This is a genomic window from Arthrobacter sp. NPDC058130, assembly GCF_042884475.1.
GTDB lineage: Bacteria > Actinomycetota > Actinomycetes > Actinomycetales > Micrococcaceae > Arthrobacter.
The window spans coordinates 667,677-682,888 of the sequence record NZ_JBHVTV010000001.1 but is presented as its reverse complement, the minus strand read 5'-3'; the positions used below and the strand labels follow the sequence as shown (position 1 = coordinate 682,888).

Here is a 15,212-nt window from a genome sequence, read left to right as displayed (position 1 = left end):
GCCCCGACCAATGGACATGTCCCGCAGTCATCCCCAGGACCGATGGATATGTCCCGCGGCCGCGCCGAGAAATGGGCACACTGCCCTCATGCCCACGCCCAGCCACCAAAAATGAGCATGTCCCCGCGTTCAGGGGCCCACACGTTGGTTGCCCGCAGCACTCCCCCTCCCGGCCCACCGGACATGTCCCGCAGTCATCCCCAGGACCGATGGACATGTCCCGCGGCCACGCCGAGGAACGGGCACAATGCCCTCATGCCCACCCCCAGCCACCCCTGGCCACCAAAAATGAGCATGTCCGGCGGAACGGAGGGCATGTCCGATTGAGACAGCCGCGGCGTGTCTAGCATTCGGTCACAATTCAACGGGGCAGGGGGCGCGGCGATAAACTGGGATGAGAAGTTACGCCGTCGCGCCATTTGGTTGCCTGGCCCAGAACCCCGATGATCCAGTGAGGGTGCGCGAATGAGTTTGCCCACTACCGAAGTCCAGCCCGGATCGCAGCCGCAGACGCTGCCCGTCTCGGCCGCCACCACCAAGCACCTTGTCGTGAAGAAATTCGGCGGTTCCTCGGTGGCGGACGCAGAGGGCATCAAGCGCGTCGCCCGTCGGGTCGTGGACGCACAAAACGCCGGCGATGAGGTCGTGGTGGTGGTCTCCGCCATGGGCGACACCACGGATGAGCTCCTTGACCTCGCCGGCCAGGTGACCGACTCGGCCCCCGCCCGCGAGATGGACATGCTCCTTTCCGCCGGGGAACGCATTTCCATGGCGCTGCTTGCCATGGCCATCAACAAATTCGGCGCCTCGGCCCAGTCCTTCACCGGCTCCCAGGCCGGCATGATCACCGACGGCATCCACGGCAAGGCCCGGATCATCGACGTCGACCCGCACCGCATCCGCACGGCCCTGGACAAGGGGCACATCGCGATTGTGGCCGGGTTCCAGGGCATGAGCCACACCACCAACGAGATCACGACGCTCGGGCGCGGCGGTTCGGACACGACCGCGGTGGCCCTCGCCGCGGCGCTCGACGCCGATGTGTGCGAGATCTTCACCGACGTCGACGGCGTCTACACGGCCGACCCGCGCGTCGTCGCGTCCGCCAAAAAGATCGACCGCATCTCCAGCGAGGAAATGCTGGAACTCGCCGCATCCGGGGCCAAGATCCTGCACCTGCGCTGCGTCGAATATGCCCGCCGCTTCGGTGTGCCGCTACATGTCCGCTCCTCATTCAGCCAGAATGAAGGCACCTGGGTCCTGCCCGGCGCCGACGACAAGATCACGACCCAAGAAGGAGTTGCCTTGGAGCAGCCAATCATCTCCGGTGTTGCACACGACCGTTCCGAAGCCAAGGTCACCGTTGTCGGCGTGCCGGATATCCCCGGCAAGGCTGCGGCGATCTTCCAGGTCATCGCGGACGCGCACTCCAACATCGACATGATCGTCCAGAACGTCTCCACCCACGGCACGGGCCGGACCGACATCTCCTTCACGCTGCCGATCGTCGAAGGCGCCGAGGCCCTGGCCGCCCTGCACGCCGCGCAGGAACGGATCGGCTTCGAGAGCATCGAATACAACGAGAAGATCGGCAAGCTTTCGCTGATCGGCGCCGGCATGCGCTCGCACCCGGGTGTGTCCGCGCGCTTCTTCGCGGCCCTCTCCGAGGCCGGCATCAACATCAACATGATCTCCACCTCGGAGATCAGGATCTCCGTGGTCACCCACGCGGACCTGCTCGACGACGCCGTCCGCGCCATCCACAGGGCGTTTGACCTCGACAGCGAGGACGAGGCCACGGTCTACGGCGGCACCGGCCGCTAACCAAGCCGGCCGATAACCAAGCCGGCCGCCAAGCGGCACAGACGAAACCGGTTGCGCATCGGGGCGGGAGCCCGGACGCACAAGGATGGGGAAGGGAGCGGCGCCTGCCGCTCCCTTCCCCGTCTCTTCTCAGACCTCTTCTTTCCAGAGATCCGTCTTTCGGACAGCGTAGTGGTGTCCGGATGAGTCCGTCTCGACCTCAAAACCTGCCAGGTCATCTTCGGAGGCATGCTCGAAGTCGTCATGCCGGTGGACAACAGGCGCCGCGGTGTCGCCCCGGTTTGCCGGTCCGAACAGGAGCCTCAGCTTGTCGGTCGCGTTCATGAATCGCCTGACCGTATATGTCATTTGTCCCACGCCCTTTCCTCGTCCCGGGTGGTTCAGGAAGCTGCACAGCGGTGTGTCAGTGCCCTCATTTTACGCCCGGCGGTGGGGAAATGGCCCGGGTGGGGTGCCGCGGAAAAGGCCTACCGGAGCGACTTGTCGTCCGGGTTCCGGGGCACCACATAGGTGCTGCCGTCGGGCCGGTGCAACGTCTCCCACTGCTCGGTCTCGGCCTGCCGCATCGCCAGCAGCCGCCTGTTCTGGTCGGTCATCTCGTGACCGAGCGAACTGCGGTTGGCCGGGCCGAAGACGGCCCGGAACTTTCCGGTGGCCCGCATGAACCTCTCGACGGCGTTTTCCTTGGCCATGACTATCCTTTCCTGGGAACAAGACAATGCACCCAGTGTACGCTAATCATTAGTGCACTAATCATCTGAAGGAGCCGGTGTGACCAAAGGAACCTCAACCCAAACAGCCCAGGGAACCCGGGACTCACAGGCAGAGCAGGACGACCTGCTGCTGGAGCAGCAGCTCTGCTTCGCCCTGACCGTTGCCTCCCGCAGCGTCGTGGGCGCCTACAAACCTGTCCTGGACGAGCTCGGCCTGACCCACCCGCAGTACCTCGTCATGTTGTGCCTTTGGGAAGCGAGCCCACGGTCGGTCCGCGACATCAGCGATGCCCTGGCCCAGGAGCCGGCAACCATCTCGCCGCTGTTGCGCCGCCTCGAAACTGCCGGTTTCATCACCCGTCAGCGGATGGAGGGCAACGAGCGCACCCTCGATGTCCGGCTGACGCCCCGCGGCGCTGCCCTTCGGGAGCAGGCCACCGCGGTGCCGGGCATCATGATGGCCCGGCTCGGTCTGACGCGGGACCAGGTCGGCGAGCTGCACGCGACCATGATGGACCTGATCGCCGCCACACGCCCGCACTCGGACGATGCGCCCCGGCGGTAGACTGGGCAAAACAGAGGAGGATTGCTGATGCGTACGCAATCGGGCCGCCCGGCGCTTGTTCTGGCGGCTGTCCTGATGGCCGTGGCCGGCTTGGCCGCCTGCACGCCGAACGGCGGGCCCACACCCTCTCCTTCTCCCACCACGACGACGGGCACCCCCTCCACCGCGTCGCCCACCCCCTCGCCAACAGCGCCGTCCGGCTCCCCGTCGCCGGACACCGAGACGACGTCCCCGGCCCCGTCACCCTCCGCCGCCCCGTTGCCCACCGGCCCGGGACAAGGCAACGCCGAGCTCGCCATCATGATCAAGCCCTCCGACACCGCCGCGGCGACCAACTTCACGCTTGTCTGCCAAAACGGGGTTCCCGCGGCCGAAAGCCAGCACCCGAACCCGGCCGCAGCGTGCACCGCCATCAAGAACAACCCGGCCATCCTCAGCCCCGTTCCGGCCGACAAGAAGCAGGTCTGCACCCAGGAGGCGCCCGTGGTGGCCCCCGCCATGCACGGCATGATTTACGGCGGCCCCCAGGTGGCCACCGTCACCGGCGTCGTGGACGGCCGGCCGGTCCAGGTGAGCTTCAGCCAGCGTGACGGCTGCGAAATCGCCGCCTGGAACGCCGCCAAGGACGTCCTGGGTTCATCCGGCGGGAAGAGCTAGGCCCTTGCACCTCCAGCAGGAAGAATGGCTGCCGCGCCAGGCCGCCCACCAGCAACGCGTCCACCGCTACGCGGATCCCTACCTCGAGCGGCGCTCCGCAGGGCGGAAGCACCCGGTGGAGGACTTCCTCTTCACCTACTACACCCAGAAGCCTGGACAGCTGCTGCGCTGGCATCCGGGCGCCGGCGTTGTGCTCTCCGGCCCCGAGGCAGCGGCGCGGACCGGCTGGAAGTACTACCGAGCGGCCGACGGCGCCGAGCGCACCGCCGCCGGGCTGCCGGCGGAATCGCCGGCGGTGACTGTCGACGTCGGCGCCTTCCTGAGGGACCGCCGGGAGGCGCTGCAGTTCGCCGGGATCATCCTCGCGGGGACCGCCGCGCGCCCGGCGCAATTCGGCTGCTTCGGGCTGCACGAGTGGGCCATGGTTTACCGGCAGGACAAGTTCGACCTCCGGCACGAGTACCTGCGGTTGCGGCTGGGGTCCGGGCGCACTGACGAGGTGGTGGAGGAGAACCGGATCCGGTGTTCACATTTTGACGCCTTCCGGTTCTACACACCGGACGCCGTTCCGCTGAACAGCCTGGTGCCCAGCCGGGAGAACCAACGGGACCTTGAGCAGCCCGGCTGCCTGCACGCCAACATGGACCTCTACAAGTGGGCCTACAAGCTTTCCCCGCTGCTGCCCAGCGAACTCGTCATGGACTGCTTTGAACTCTCGTGGCGGATCCGGGCCATGGACATGCAGGCCTCCCCCTACGACCTCGCCGACTGGGGGTATCCGGCCATCAGGATTGAGACACCGGACGGCAAGGCCGAGTACGTTGAACACCAGCGGAGGTTCGCGGCCGAGTCCCAGCAACTCCGGGAACGGCTGCTGCAGGAACTGACACCCCTGCTCAACGCCGCCGCCGGCCGCCCGGACGCCGGGGCACCGCGCACCAGCACCAGCACGGAAGGACGCCCATGACAGAGACATCCGAACCAAGGCACGCCCGCAACGACGTCGACCTGACCATCCGCCTCACCGAGGCTCCCGGCGCCCCGGAATACACGTTCCGGCTGGAAAACACCGACGGCGCCCCCTCCCCCGCGTCCACCCTGCCCGATCCGGCCGCCGCACTTGAGGCCGTCCGGCGCCACGGCGAGGCCATCTTCTTCCCCAAGCCGGGACCGCCCAAGCTGTGCACGCAGCAGTACGGCGGTCCGCAGACCGCCGTCGTGACCGGCTGGTACCTCGGCCGTGAGGTCAACAGCCGCTTCAGCCGGACCGACGGCTGCGAGATCGCCCGCTGGCGCGCCATGGCGCCGCTGCTCGGCGGCACCGCGGGGAGCACGGGCGCCATCTGACGTTTCAGCCCGGCACCGGTCGGCGGCACGCCACGCGTCGGCGCGGTCCCGCGCCTGGGAGGTTTAAACGGCAACGGCCGGCGGTGGGAACCGCCGGCCGTCGCCGTCTCTTTGGTGCCTGGTCTAAGTAGCGGACCTAGATGGAGTTGTTCGGGGTGAAGGACTGATCGCTGTTCTGGATCTTGCCCGTCTCCTTCTTCACCTTCTTGCCTTTGTCCTTCTTGTCCTTCTGGCCGTTGTCGCCACTTGGGTTGTCACCCGGCCCGTCGTTGCACTCCTGGTCCTCCGAGGTCGGCGGTACCACGACGGCCCCGGCCGGGGTCACCAGGACGGAGACGAACGTGGGTTCGCTGGCACCGGCGAAGGTGACGCGGCCGATGTAGGATCCGGCCGGCAGGCCCGTCCAGTTCAGCGTGACGGTGCCCGCCTTGCCGTTGTCCAACCGCAGCGGGTTCGGATTCAGCGAGGCCTTGCCCACCACCACGCCCAGCACGGCCGAGTCCACCGAGGCCTTGGTGGCCTGGTTGTTCGGGCTGGCGTACAGGTTTGCGTAGATCGTGTACTCACCCGGCGTCGGGTTGGGGATGGAGACCGATTCACTGGCCGACGACGTTGCGACCGTCAGCGGCCCGTCCGGGGTCATGACATACATGTCGAAGTCAGCGTTGGGGTCCGCGGAAATGACCGAGAACTTGGCCAGCGGCGATCCTGCCGGGACCTGAACCGTCTTGACGACGTTCGAGGCATCCGTGCCGCCGGTGAACGGTCCGGGGACGAGCTCGACGGCGGTGGAGTCGGCCTTCGACAGGCCGTCGAGGGTCATCTGGACAGGCGAGTTGGTGCCGGAGACCACCTTGATGGCGCCGGATCCGTTGCCGCCCTGGGAGGTAAAGGCAACATCGGGCAAGGCCACGACCGACTGCGGACGGACCGCGATCGGCGACGCCACGTTCTTGTTGGCGCCCTGCCAGGTCAGCGAACCGGTCGCGAACTTGCCCAGGGGTGCGCCCTGGTTCTCAAAGGAGACCTTGAACGTGCGCTTTTCGCCCGCGGCGTTGAAGTTCAGCACGCTCGGGGTCACGTTGACCTTGATGCCCGGAACGCTGAACTTGGCCCGGTAGACCCCGGGAGTCAGCGCAGTCACCGTGCGGGTGACCTCGATCTTCCCGGTCAGGTTGCCCAGGGCGAAGGAGGGGAGGTTCATGTCCCGCGGCTTCGTGGTGCCGATGCCCGGGATTCCAAGGTCGATACCGGTGCCCTGGATGAACGCCAGATAGTCATCCGTGGTGGCGTCGTAAACCAGGCCCGGATCCAGCACGCGTGCCGGGTCCACCTGGCCCGCGCCAGTGGCGAGGACATCGGTGTTTTTCGATCCGTCGGCGTTCTTGACGTCGCTCGTGGTGGTCATCATCGCGGACTTGACCGTGGCCGGGGACCACGTGGGGTTCTTGCCCAGGATCAGCGCGCCGAAACCGGCCACGTGCGGGGACGCCATGGACGTTCCGGAAAGGAACCCGAAGTCGTCTCCCCCGGTGCCGATCGGCGAAACGCCGGCCAGCACGGCCACGCCGGGTGCGGCCACGTCGGGCTTGAGGAGGTCGGAGCCGGCGGCCAACAGCGGGCCGCGGGAGGAGAACCCGGCGATCTGCGGCTGGGCCTCGAGGGGCAGACCGGTGGTGTCCTTGTTCACCAGCGATACGGTGATGGCCGGGTTGGCGGTGACCTTGGCCTTGATGGCCTCGGTGGCGGGCGGGTTCACGTGGACCGTGGGCACCGAGTGCTTGTCCGTATCCAGCGAGGAGACGGTCAGGTTGACCAGAATCATGCCCACGCCGCCGCCGCGCTTGACCTCGGCGCTCTTTTCGACGCGGTCAACGACGCCACGGTCACAGACCACTACTTTGCCGGCGATCTTGGCCGGGTCCAGTGTGCCGTTGCCGCACAGGGCCGGGTTGGCGCTCCCGGCAGCTCCCGCGCTGGCTGCCAGCACGACGCCGGCGTTGGTGACCTGGCTGTTCATGATGCTGGCACCGCGATACTTGCTGCCGTCGGAGAACTCCACCGTTCCCTGCAGTTCCTGCGAGAAGCTGGTGGCGGCGACCGTGGTCAGCCACGGGGCACCGTGGTTGACGGTGCCGGCCGTCGGGCCGGAGTTGCCGGCGGAAACGGCCACGAAGACGCCGGCCGAGGCTGCGGACAGGAAGGCCATGGACACGGGGTCGGTGGTGGTGTCCGTGGCGCCGGAGATGGAGTAGTTCAGGACGTCAACGCCGTCCTGAACGGCCTGGTTAATGGCCTCGACGGACGCGGAGGAGTAGCAGCCGCCGGTGTTGGGATCGTTGTCTTCCCAGCAGACCTTGTAGATGGATAGCTTTGCGGCCGGCGCAATGCCGCTGGTCTTGCCGAAACTGCGGCCGTCAACCACGGGTTCGACGTTGGCGTTACCGGCAGCGGTGCTGGCGGTGTGGGTTCCGTGGCTGGCGGCGTCGACCGGGGACAGCCGCTCACCCGGGGCCCAGTTTTCCGGCGGGACGGTGGCGGCGAAGTCGTCGCCGAAGTAGCGGGCACTCAGGACCTTGGAGTTGCAGGCGGTGCCGTCGAAGTCGGTGCCGGCCTGGCACTCGCCCTGGAAGTACTCGCCATCGGACTTGAGCATCTTGATCTTGCCGTCGGCGGTGCGGTAGGGCACGCCAACCACGGGATCTCCCGTGAGCGGCTTGACCTCGTCACCGGCAAAGAAGGCGCTGGACGGGGTGTAGCCGGTGTCGATGACACCGACCACGACGCCCTTGCCGGCGCCGTCCTGGCCGCCGAACTTCGTGTTCCAGGTGCCGTTGGGCCCGCTGAGCTTCAGGAAGTCGGTGGTGGAGTAGTCGGGTGCGTTCTCGGTGTCAGGTGCGACCACCAGGACGGCGGGGTCTTTGGCCAGTTTGATGGCCTGGTTCGCCGTCAGCTTGGCGCTGAAGCCGTTAAGGGCTGCCGTGAACTGGCGCTGGATCTTGACGCCCTGCTGGCCCGCGACCTGGGCCTGCTTCTGCTCCAGGTGTGTCCGGTACTGCTTGACCTCGGCCCTGTTGGCGTCCAGCTTCTTGCCGGCCGCAGGCTTCGTCGCCGGCATCCCGGCGGTCCCGCCGTCGTAGGTTGCGGACGGCTTTTCCGCAAGCACCACAATGTAGCGGCCGTCCTTGTAAGTGTTTGGATCAACGTTCTTCTGTGCCACACCGGCCACGGCCGGGCCTTGTGCAGGCGCCGCGTTGGCGGGGGCGATCGCGATGCTGGACAGAAGAACCGGCAAGCCCAGGGTCAGTGCCGCGGCCCTCCTGAGTCCCCCGCTTCGAAGGAAGCTCTTTCCTGGTGATGTCACGAGTGATGAACCTTTCGTAAAGGAACGGCCCGGCTGCAACACCGGGCCCTACGGACTGGCGGGGCGCCGGGCGATCGCCCGGCTTGCCCCGACGGATACCAGCCGATTCATACAGTACAGACTGAGAGCTGGTTATGACATACACCACAAGAAGGTATTTAAAATTAGTCATGCAACACGACAGGATGCGACTGCGGGGCCTGCTGTACTGCGTCAAACGCAGTTCAGCAGGCCCCCACGGGTGCGCACCAACCGCGTCGCCTCATGGTCCGGCCTACTGGCGCGGCGTCCGGACCACTTCACTGATCCAGGCACGGGTCTTCTCGTCTACCGGACCCGCCACCTTGGTCGCCCTTGCTGCACGGTCGGCCCTGATCTTCTGCAGGACCATCCGGGCCAGGCCGGCGAACACTGCAACGGCCACAACAGACAGCACCACGGATTTCGGTTTCTCAGCCATGCGCACATCCTACTGACCTGCGGCATCACCGACCATAGGCGGCGGCCGCCCGCCGTCGGCGTTACCCAACGCCGCCGTCGGCGTTTCCCAACGTCGCCGATGGGGCTTGCCGACAGTGTTTTCCGGGGCGTTTGCCGACGTCGAGGACCTGACGGCGTGGCCCGGTTCACAGTCCCAGCGCCGAATGCGGCCGGACGCACCGCGGCCGGTAGAATGGGCATGCAAGCTCGCGGAGCGCCCTTTCACGCTGTATTCACTTCACGCTGTTTTCACCAAGCAGTCCTCAGCACACAGCGGATCGGCGTGAGACGGCACCACTCCGCTGCGCCCTTACCCAATGCTCACGCACAGGAGTTACCGGATGCCCCGGATCGTTGTCGACGTCATGCCCAAGCCCGAGATTCTGGACCCGCAGGGGAAGGCCATCGTCGGTGCGCTGCCCCGGCTGGGCTTCACCGCTTTCAGCTCTGTCCGCCAGGGCAAGCGCTTCGAACTCACGGTTGACGGCGAGGTGACCGAGGAGATCCTGGCCCAGGCCCGCGACGCCGCGGAGACCCTGCTGTCCAACCCGGTCATCGAGGACGTCGTCAACGTCGAGGTCGTTGAGGCCTGAGATGACTGAACTCCCCCTGATCGGCGAAGCCATCGCCGTCGCGGCCAACCCCCGGCTGGCCGGCGCCAAGATCGGCGTCGTCACCTTCCCCGGCACGCTGGATGACCGCGACGCCGCCCGCGCGGTCCGCCTGGCCGGCGCCACCCCGGTGGAGCTCTGGCACGCCGGCACCACCCTGGGTGACGTCGACGCCGTCGTGATTCCCGGCGGTTTCTCCTATGGTGATTACCTCCGCGCCGGCGCCATCGCCCGCTTCGCGCCGCTGATGTCCAAGATCATCGACGCCGCCAATTCCGACGCCAAGCTTCCGGTCCTCGGCATCTGCAACGGCTTCCAGATCCTGACCGAGTCGCACCTGCTGCCCGGCTCCATGATCAAGAACGACCACCTGAAGTTCATGTGCCGCGACCAGGTCCTGCGCGTGGAGAACAACACGACGGACTGGACCGGGGACTACGCCGCCGGCCAGGAAATCACGGTGCCGCTGAAGAACCAGGACGGCCAGTACATCGCCGACGAGAAGACCCTGGACGCGCTCGAGGCCGAAGGCCGCGTCGTGTTCCGCTACGTCGGCTTCAACCCGAACGGCTCCCGCCGGGACATCGCCGGCATCTCCAACGCCGCCGGCAACGTGGTGGGCCTCATGCCGCACCCCGAGCACGCCGTGGAGGCCGGCTTCGGCCCCGAGATCGGCGCCGGCACCGAGGGCCTCGGTTTCTTCACCTCTGTCCTGAACAAAATCGTGGGAGGCAACAAATGACGGAGACACCCGCAGTGGCGGAGCCCGCGGAGACCGCCCGTAAGTTCAACATCGACACCGTCGAGAACGCGGCCAAGACGCCGGACACCGAACTCCCCTGGGCCGAACTGGGCCTGAAGCAGAACGAGTTCGACGAGGTCGTGAAGGTCCTGGGCCGCCGCCCCACCGGCGCTGAGCTCGCCATGTACTCGGTGATGTGGAGCGAACACTGCTCCTACAAGTCCTCCAAGAACCACCTGCGCCAGTTCGGCGACAAGGTGACCGAGGAAATGAAGAAGGACATGCTCGTGGGCATCGGCGAAAACGCCGGCGTCACCAACCTGGGCGACGGCTGGGCCGTGACGTTCAAGATCGAGTCCCACAACTCGCCGTCGTTCGTGGAGCCCTACCAGGGCGCCGCAACCGGCATCGGCGGCATCGTCCGCGACATCATCTCCATGGGCGCCCGCCCGGTGGCCGTGATGGATCCGCTGCGCTTCGGCGCCATTGACCACCCGGACACCGCCCGCGTCATGCACGGCGCGGTCGCCGGCATCGGCGGCTACGGCAACTCCCTGGGCCTGCCCAACATCGGCGGCGAAATGGTCTTCGACTCCGTGTACCAGGGCAACCCGCTGGTCAACGCGCTGGCCGTCGGCGTAATGCGCCACGAGGATATCCGCCTCGCCAACGCCTCCGGCAAGGGCAACAAAGTCGTGCTGTTCGGTGCCCGCACCGGCGGCGACGGCATCGGCGGCGCCTCCGTGCTGGCCTCGGAGTCCTTCGATGACACCAAGCCGTCCAAGCGCCCCGCCGTCCAGGTCGGCGACCCGTTCGCCGAGAAGGTCCTGATCGAGTGCTGCCTGGAGCTGTTCAAGGGTTCACTTGTTGAGGGCATCCAGGACCTGGGCGCCGCAGGCATCTCCTGCGCCACCTCCGAGCTCGCCTCCAACGGCGACGGCGGCATGGAGGTCGAACTGACCTCCGTCCTGCTCCGCGACCCCACCCTGACCCCGGGCGAAATCCTGATGTCCGAGTCGCAGGAACGCATGATGGCCGTGGTCACCCCCGAGAACATCGCCGCGTTCGAAGCGGTCATGGACAAGTGGGCCGTGGAGTACTCCTGGCTCGGTGAAGTCACCGACACCGGCCGCCTCATCATCACGTGGGAAGGCGAAGTAATCGTCGACGTCGACCCGCGCACCGTGGCCCACGACGGTCCGGTCTACGACCGCCCGTACGCCCGGCCCGAATGGCAGGACGCCGTGCAGGCCGACTCCTTCACCGGCTCCGTGCAGGACTCCGGCCGCCCCTCCGCCCCCGCGGACCTGGCCGCCGCCATCACCGAGCTCGTGGCCTCGCCGAACATGTGCGACAAGTCCTGGATCACCAAGCAGTATGACCGCTACGTCGGCGGCAACACCGCCATGGCGTTCCCGGACGACGCCGGCGTGGTCCGGGTGGACGAGGAAACCGGGCTGGGCGTGGCCCTGGCCACGGACGCCAACGGCCGCTACACCTACCTGGACCCGTACCACGGCGCGCAGCTGGCGCTGGCCGAGGCCTACCGCAACGTCGCCACCTCAGGCGCCGTGCCGATGGCCGTCAGCGACTGCCTGAACTTCGGTTCCCCCGAGGACCCGGACGTCATGTGGCAGCTGGCCGAAGCCATCCGGGGCCTGTCCGACGCCTGCATGGTGCTCGGCATCCCGGTCACCGGCGGCAACGTCTCCCTCTACAACCAGACCGGCACCACCCCCATCCACCCCTCCCCCGTGGTGGCTGTGCTGGGCAAGTTCGACGACGTCGCCCGCCGTACGCCGTCGGGCTGGAAGGAAGACGGCCAGGCCATCTACCTCCTGGGCACGACGGCCGCGGAGCTGGACGGTTCCGAATGGTCCAACCTGCGCGGACACCTCGGCGGCCTGCCGCCGAAGGTTGACCTGGACGCCGAGCGCGAACTGGGCCAGATCCTGATCAACGCCTCCCGCGACGGCATGGTGGATTCCGCCCACGACCTCTCCGAAGGCGGCCTCGCCGCGGCCCTCGTGGAGTCGTCCCTGCGCTACGGCGTGGGCGCCCGGATCGCGCTGCAGGACGTCCTGGACCGCGACGGCGTGGACCTGTTCACGGCGCTGTTCTCCGAAACCCAGGGCCGCGCGATCGTCTCTGTGCCCCGCTCGGAGGAAATCCGCTTCACCGACATGTGCACCGCCCGCGGCTTCGCGCACATCCGGATCGGCGTCGTGGACGCCGAAGGCGGCACGCTGGAGATCAACGGCGTCGAGACCATGAACCTCGACGCCCTCCGCGAAGCCCACGAGGCGACCCTGCCGAAGTACTTCGGCTAACCACCGCCTCCTCATCGGTTGCTCCGTAACTGCCCTTTTGAACCCTCAAAAGGGCAGTTGCGGAGCAATCGTTCGTTAAGGGCCGGGCCGCCAGCCCGCCTGCACGAGCGCGGCGCGGATCTTGGCCACCGCCGCCCTGGCGTCATCGTGCATGTGCCGCTTGGAAATACGGACCTCGGTCCAGCCCAGCGCCTGGTATCTCTCGGAACGTGAGATGTCGCGGACAACCTGGGCTTCTCCGCCATGGTGCGCCCCCTCGTATTCGACGCCGATTCTGTACCTGCGGTACGAGAGGTCCGGCTCATGATGGCGAACGCCGTCCTCTGAAGTGATGGCTACGTTCAGCTCTGGTTCGGGCAGACCTGCGCGCAATATCGCCAGCCGGAGACGCGTCTCCTGCGGCGAATCGGCCCCGACTCTGATGAGCCTAATGGCTTCCTTCGCTTTGCGGATGCCGGGTTTTCCCTTGTGTCTGAAGATCATCCGTTGGAGGTCGGCTATGTCGCAATGTGGCATGTCCCTGCCCTCAAGGTCAGCCCGTGGGACGCGAACACAGCTGTCCCCCATGGCCACCAACTCGTCCGCCGACAGCATTTCTGCCATGTCCAGCCACGTACGTTCCGGCGTGGTGACGGGCACGCCGTCAACGAGCGTGACTTCGTCGTCGTACAGTTTCATCCGGTGGACGATCACGTGGGGCCGGTCGAGGTGCGCCTCGCCTTCGGGGCGGATGATGTGATGCATGTCAGGTGTCTCCTTTCGCGGCCGCCGCGGCAACAAGAGCAGTTCCGCAGCAGTGAGGTGGGATGCGGCGCATCGCGTGTTGACCTCAATGAACGGCCGCACCCTGACACTCAGAGGGAGCCCCGACGTCGGGCCGTCCGACCGGATGCCTTTGCCCTGCCTCCGGAGGGACGCGTGGCGGAGCCGTTTGGGTTTCACACCGGCCAGGCGGGCTTCGGCGACAGTAAACGGACGGCCCTCGAATTCCTGCGGGAGCGGGCGTGCGGTCTTCATGGCTTCATGAGAGCAGATCGGCGCGCCGGCCGCAGAAGTTATCCCCAAGACTCATCGATTGCTCCGTAACTGCCCTTTTGAACCCTCAAAACGGCAGCTACGGAGCAATCGATGGAGGTCGGTCAGTCGTCGCTGCGCAGTTCCCGCTGGCGGGCGCTGAGGAGTTCGAGTTCGGGCCGGGCCGCCACGAAGCGCTCGACGGCGGTGAGCACCTCCACGAGGTGTGCCCGGTCTGCTGCCACGAGGCCGGCGCCCAGCTGCGTGCGCCGGTACTGTTCATGGTCCCCGACCTCGGCCACGGAGAGGTCAAAGCGGCGCTTGAGCTCCGCCAGCAGCGGCCGCACCACGGAACGCTTCTCCTTGAGGCTGTGAACGTCGCCCAGAAGGATGTCGAACTCGATCCACCCGATCCACATGCCCTCAGCCTATCGATTGCTCCGAAACGGCCGTTTTGACGCCTCAAAAGGGCCGTTTCGGAGCAATCGACGGGGTGAGCGGGTTAGATGGTGAGTTCGCCCATGCGGTCCCAGCCGTCGCCGTCGAGCTGGCGGCTGATGATCTGCGGCGTCTCGGCCAGCGCCTGCGGCATGTCCGCCATGGCCTTCTTGAAGTGTGCGCTATTGACGTGGTCGCCCGCGGCGTCGTCCTTGAAGGCCTCCACGAGCACGAACTCGTTGGGGTCCTCCACGCTGCGCGACCAGTCGAACCACAGGTTGCCGGGCTCTTGGCGCGTGGCCTGGGTGAAGTCATCCACCAGGCCCAGCCACTGATCGGACCAGTCGGGTTTTACCTTGAACTTAACGACGATGAAGATCACAGGGCTATGCCTTTCGTTGGGTGCGGATCGGTCAGTCGATTGTTTCACCGGGAGCGGCAACGGCGGGAGCGGCAACGGCGGGAGCGGCGGCAGCCGGCGCCGCGGATGGCCCGGATGCCGCGGCACTGGCTGAGAGCGAGTGCTCGCACTCGGCGATTGCCTCCCGGGCCCACTCCTGCTGCCGGGGCGTGCCGACGCGTTCCGCCCACTGCTCGGCGAGCTGGAATTCCACTAATGCCTCGGTGAAACGCCCGGCCTCATGCAGTGTCCAGCCGAGGTTGTTGTGCAGCGAGACCATCCAGCGCTTGGTCCGCGGATCGTGGACCGTGGAGGCGTACTCCAGGGCGCTCCGCGTCCACGAATCCGCGTGGGCGGAGTCCGCGATCGCCAGCATGTGCAGCGCATCTACGGCAAGGAATTCCTCGCTGAGGTGGTCCGCCAGTTCTGCCGCCTGTTCAAACAGGGGCACGGCCATCGCCGCATGGCCGCTGGAGTTCAGCAGACGGCCGCGTTCCAGCAGCACCCGGACGGCCACGGTGGGCTCGTCGGCATCGATCGAATCCAGCAGGGCGTCGGCTTCCTCGTAGCGGCCCTGCAGCCCGATTGCCCGGCCCAGCTGGGTGGCGAGCTCGGCCCGCTCGTCGGCGTCGTAGCTGTCATCTGCAGCGGCCGCCCGGAAGCGGGTTTCGGAGCCGGCGGGGTCATCGAAGTTCCACAGTTGGTCAAGGGTTATCTGTTCCAGCAT

At 66.9% G+C, this 15,212-nt stretch carries 16 protein-coding genes; 8 read left to right on the top strand and 8 right to left on the bottom strand.

Annotated features, from left to right (window positions below; translation table 11 throughout):
* The first annotated feature begins 465 nt into the window (after window positions 1–465).
* Window positions 466–1,824 carry an aspartate kinase gene (locus ACFVTM_RS03210; RefSeq protein WP_390201913.1) on the top strand — a complete coding sequence of 453 codons (1,359 nt, stop codon included), beginning with the start codon at window positions 466–468 and terminating at the stop codon, window positions 1,822–1,824.
* Window positions 1,825–1,953: 129 nt separating this feature from the next.
* Here ACFVTM_RS03210 and ACFVTM_RS03205 read toward each other — a convergent pair whose 3' ends face one another.
* Both ACFVTM_RS03205 and ACFVTM_RS03200 read right to left on the bottom strand, forming a co-directional pair.
* Window positions 1,954–2,172, bottom strand: a complete 219-nt coding sequence (locus ACFVTM_RS03205) for a hypothetical protein (RefSeq protein ID WP_390202105.1) — start codon at window positions 2,170–2,172, stop codon at window positions 1,954–1,956.
* A 119-nt stretch (window positions 2,173–2,291) separates the two neighbouring features.
* A complete protein-coding gene (locus tag ACFVTM_RS03200) occupies window positions 2,292–2,516 on the bottom strand; it encodes a hypothetical protein (RefSeq protein ID WP_229996176.1) in 225 nt (74 codons plus the stop codon).
* A gap of 79 nt (window positions 2,517–2,595) precedes the next feature.
* On the opposite strand from ACFVTM_RS03200, the gene ACFVTM_RS03195 reads away from it, so the two are divergent.
* From ACFVTM_RS03195 to ACFVTM_RS03180, 4 genes are read left to right on the top strand one after another with little or no spacing between them, the layout of a single operon-like run.
* Window positions 2,596–3,102, top strand: a complete 507-nt coding sequence (locus tag ACFVTM_RS03195) for a MarR family winged helix-turn-helix transcriptional regulator (protein ID WP_390201912.1) — start codon at window positions 2,596–2,598, stop codon at window positions 3,100–3,102.
* 27 nt (window positions 3,103–3,129) lie between these two features.
* The gene (locus tag ACFVTM_RS03190) at window positions 3,130–3,759 is read left to right on the top strand and encodes a serine protease inhibitor (protein WP_390201911.1); all 630 of its coding nucleotides are present in this window, start codon (window positions 3,130–3,132) and stop codon (window positions 3,757–3,759) included.
* Between the two features lie 4 nt (window positions 3,760–3,763).
* Window positions 3,764–4,726 carry a 3-methyladenine DNA glycosylase gene (locus ACFVTM_RS03185; RefSeq protein ID WP_390201910.1) on the top strand — a complete coding sequence of 321 codons (963 nt, stop codon included), beginning with the start codon at window positions 3,764–3,766 and terminating at the stop codon, window positions 4,724–4,726.
* Entirely contained in the window at window positions 4,723–5,106 is a 384-nt protein-coding gene (locus tag ACFVTM_RS03180) for a serine protease inhibitor (RefSeq protein WP_390201909.1), read from the top strand. Before ACFVTM_RS03185 ends, ACFVTM_RS03180 begins: the two co-directional genes overlap by 4 nt.
* A 136-nt stretch (window positions 5,107–5,242) precedes the next feature.
* Here ACFVTM_RS03180 and ACFVTM_RS03175 read toward each other — a convergent pair whose 3' ends face one another.
* Window positions 5,243–8,413: a S8 family serine peptidase gene (locus ACFVTM_RS03175; protein WP_390202104.1), complete on the bottom strand. Its 3,171-nt coding sequence runs from the start codon at window positions 8,411–8,413 to the stop codon at window positions 5,243–5,245.
* Window positions 8,414–8,744: 331 nt separating this feature from the next.
* The gene (locus tag ACFVTM_RS03170; protein WP_390201908.1) at window positions 8,745–8,930 is read right to left on the bottom strand and encodes a hypothetical protein; all 186 of its coding nucleotides are present in this window, start codon (window positions 8,928–8,930) and stop codon (window positions 8,745–8,747) included.
* Between the two features lie 361 nt (window positions 8,931–9,291).
* Between ACFVTM_RS03170 and purS the strand changes: the two genes are divergently transcribed.
* The 3 genes from purS to purL are packed head-to-tail and all read left to right on the top strand — an operon-like array spanning window position 9,292 to window position 12,633.
* The gene (gene purS / locus ACFVTM_RS03165; RefSeq protein ID WP_018776110.1) at window positions 9,292–9,543 is read left to right on the top strand and encodes a phosphoribosylformylglycinamidine synthase subunit PurS; all 252 of its coding nucleotides are present in this window, start codon (window positions 9,292–9,294) and stop codon (window positions 9,541–9,543) included.
* Between the two features lies 1 nt (window position 9,544).
* Window positions 9,545–10,303 (top strand): phosphoribosylformylglycinamidine synthase subunit PurQ, encoded by a 759-nt coding sequence (purQ, locus tag ACFVTM_RS03160; RefSeq protein WP_390201907.1) that lies wholly within the window; start codon window positions 9,545–9,547, stop codon window positions 10,301–10,303.
* Window positions 10,300–12,633 (top strand): phosphoribosylformylglycinamidine synthase subunit PurL, encoded by a 2,334-nt coding sequence (gene purL, locus ACFVTM_RS03155; protein WP_390201906.1) that lies wholly within the window; start codon window positions 10,300–10,302, stop codon window positions 12,631–12,633. The genes purQ and purL overlap by 4 nt, the downstream gene beginning before the upstream one ends.
* 75 nt (window positions 12,634–12,708) lie before the next feature.
* Here purL and ACFVTM_RS03150 read toward each other — a convergent pair whose 3' ends face one another.
* The 4 genes from ACFVTM_RS03150 to ACFVTM_RS03135 form a co-directional block, all read right to left on the bottom strand.
* Window positions 12,709–13,377 carry a hypothetical protein gene (locus ACFVTM_RS03150; protein WP_390201905.1) on the bottom strand — a complete coding sequence of 223 codons (669 nt, stop codon included), beginning with the start codon at window positions 13,375–13,377 and terminating at the stop codon, window positions 12,709–12,711.
* Between the two features lie 395 nt (window positions 13,378–13,772).
* On the bottom strand, window positions 13,773–14,066 hold the full coding sequence (locus ACFVTM_RS03145) for a DUF503 domain-containing protein (RefSeq protein ID WP_390201904.1): 294 nt from the start codon (window positions 14,064–14,066) through the stop codon (window positions 13,773–13,775).
* Between the two features lie 83 nt (window positions 14,067–14,149).
* Window positions 14,150–14,467, bottom strand: a complete 318-nt coding sequence (locus tag ACFVTM_RS03140) for a putative quinol monooxygenase (RefSeq protein WP_390201903.1) — start codon at window positions 14,465–14,467, stop codon at window positions 14,150–14,152.
* A 31-nt stretch (window positions 14,468–14,498) separates the two neighbouring features.
* The gene (locus ACFVTM_RS03135; protein WP_390201902.1) at window positions 14,499–15,212 is read right to left on the bottom strand and encodes a hypothetical protein; all 714 of its coding nucleotides are present in this window, start codon (window positions 15,210–15,212) and stop codon (window positions 14,499–14,501) included.

Excerpts from the sequence above, each read along its gene's own strand:
- ACFVTM_RS03135 (WP_390201902.1), bottom strand. The coding sequence starts at position 15,212 with ATGCTGGAACAGATAACCCTTGACCAACTGTGGAACTTCGATGACCCC.
- purQ (WP_390201907.1), top strand. The coding sequence starts at position 9,545 with ATGACTGAACTCCCCCTGATCGGCGAAGCCATCGCCGTCGCGGCCAAC.
- ACFVTM_RS03190 (WP_390201911.1), top strand. The coding sequence starts at position 3,130 with ATGCGTACGCAATCGGGCCGCCCGGCGCTTGTTCTGGCGGCTGTCCTG.
- ACFVTM_RS03170 (WP_390201908.1), bottom strand. The coding sequence starts at position 8,930 with ATGGCTGAGAAACCGAAATCCGTGGTGCTGTCTGTTGTGGCCGTTGCA.
- purL (WP_390201906.1), top strand. The coding sequence starts at position 10,300 with ATGACGGAGACACCCGCAGTGGCGGAGCCCGCGGAGACCGCCCGTAAG.
- ACFVTM_RS03150 (WP_390201905.1), bottom strand. The coding sequence starts at position 13,377 with ATGCATCACATCATCCGCCCCGAAGGCGAGGCGCACCTCGACCGGCCC.
- ACFVTM_RS03205 (WP_390202105.1), bottom strand. The coding sequence starts at position 2,172 with ATGACATATACGGTCAGGCGATTCATGAACGCGACCGACAAGCTGAGG.
- ACFVTM_RS03210 (WP_390201913.1), top strand. The coding sequence starts at position 466 with ATGAGTTTGCCCACTACCGAAGTCCAGCCCGGATCGCAGCCGCAGACG.
- ACFVTM_RS03180 (WP_390201909.1), top strand. The coding sequence starts at position 4,723 with ATGACAGAGACATCCGAACCAAGGCACGCCCGCAACGACGTCGACCTG.
- purS (WP_018776110.1), top strand. The coding sequence starts at position 9,292 with ATGCCCCGGATCGTTGTCGACGTCATGCCCAAGCCCGAGATTCTGGAC.
- ACFVTM_RS03200 (WP_229996176.1), bottom strand. The coding sequence starts at position 2,516 with ATGGCCAAGGAAAACGCCGTCGAGAGGTTCATGCGGGCCACCGGAAAG.
- ACFVTM_RS03145 (WP_390201904.1), bottom strand. The coding sequence starts at position 14,066 with ATGTGGATCGGGTGGATCGAGTTCGACATCCTTCTGGGCGACGTTCAC.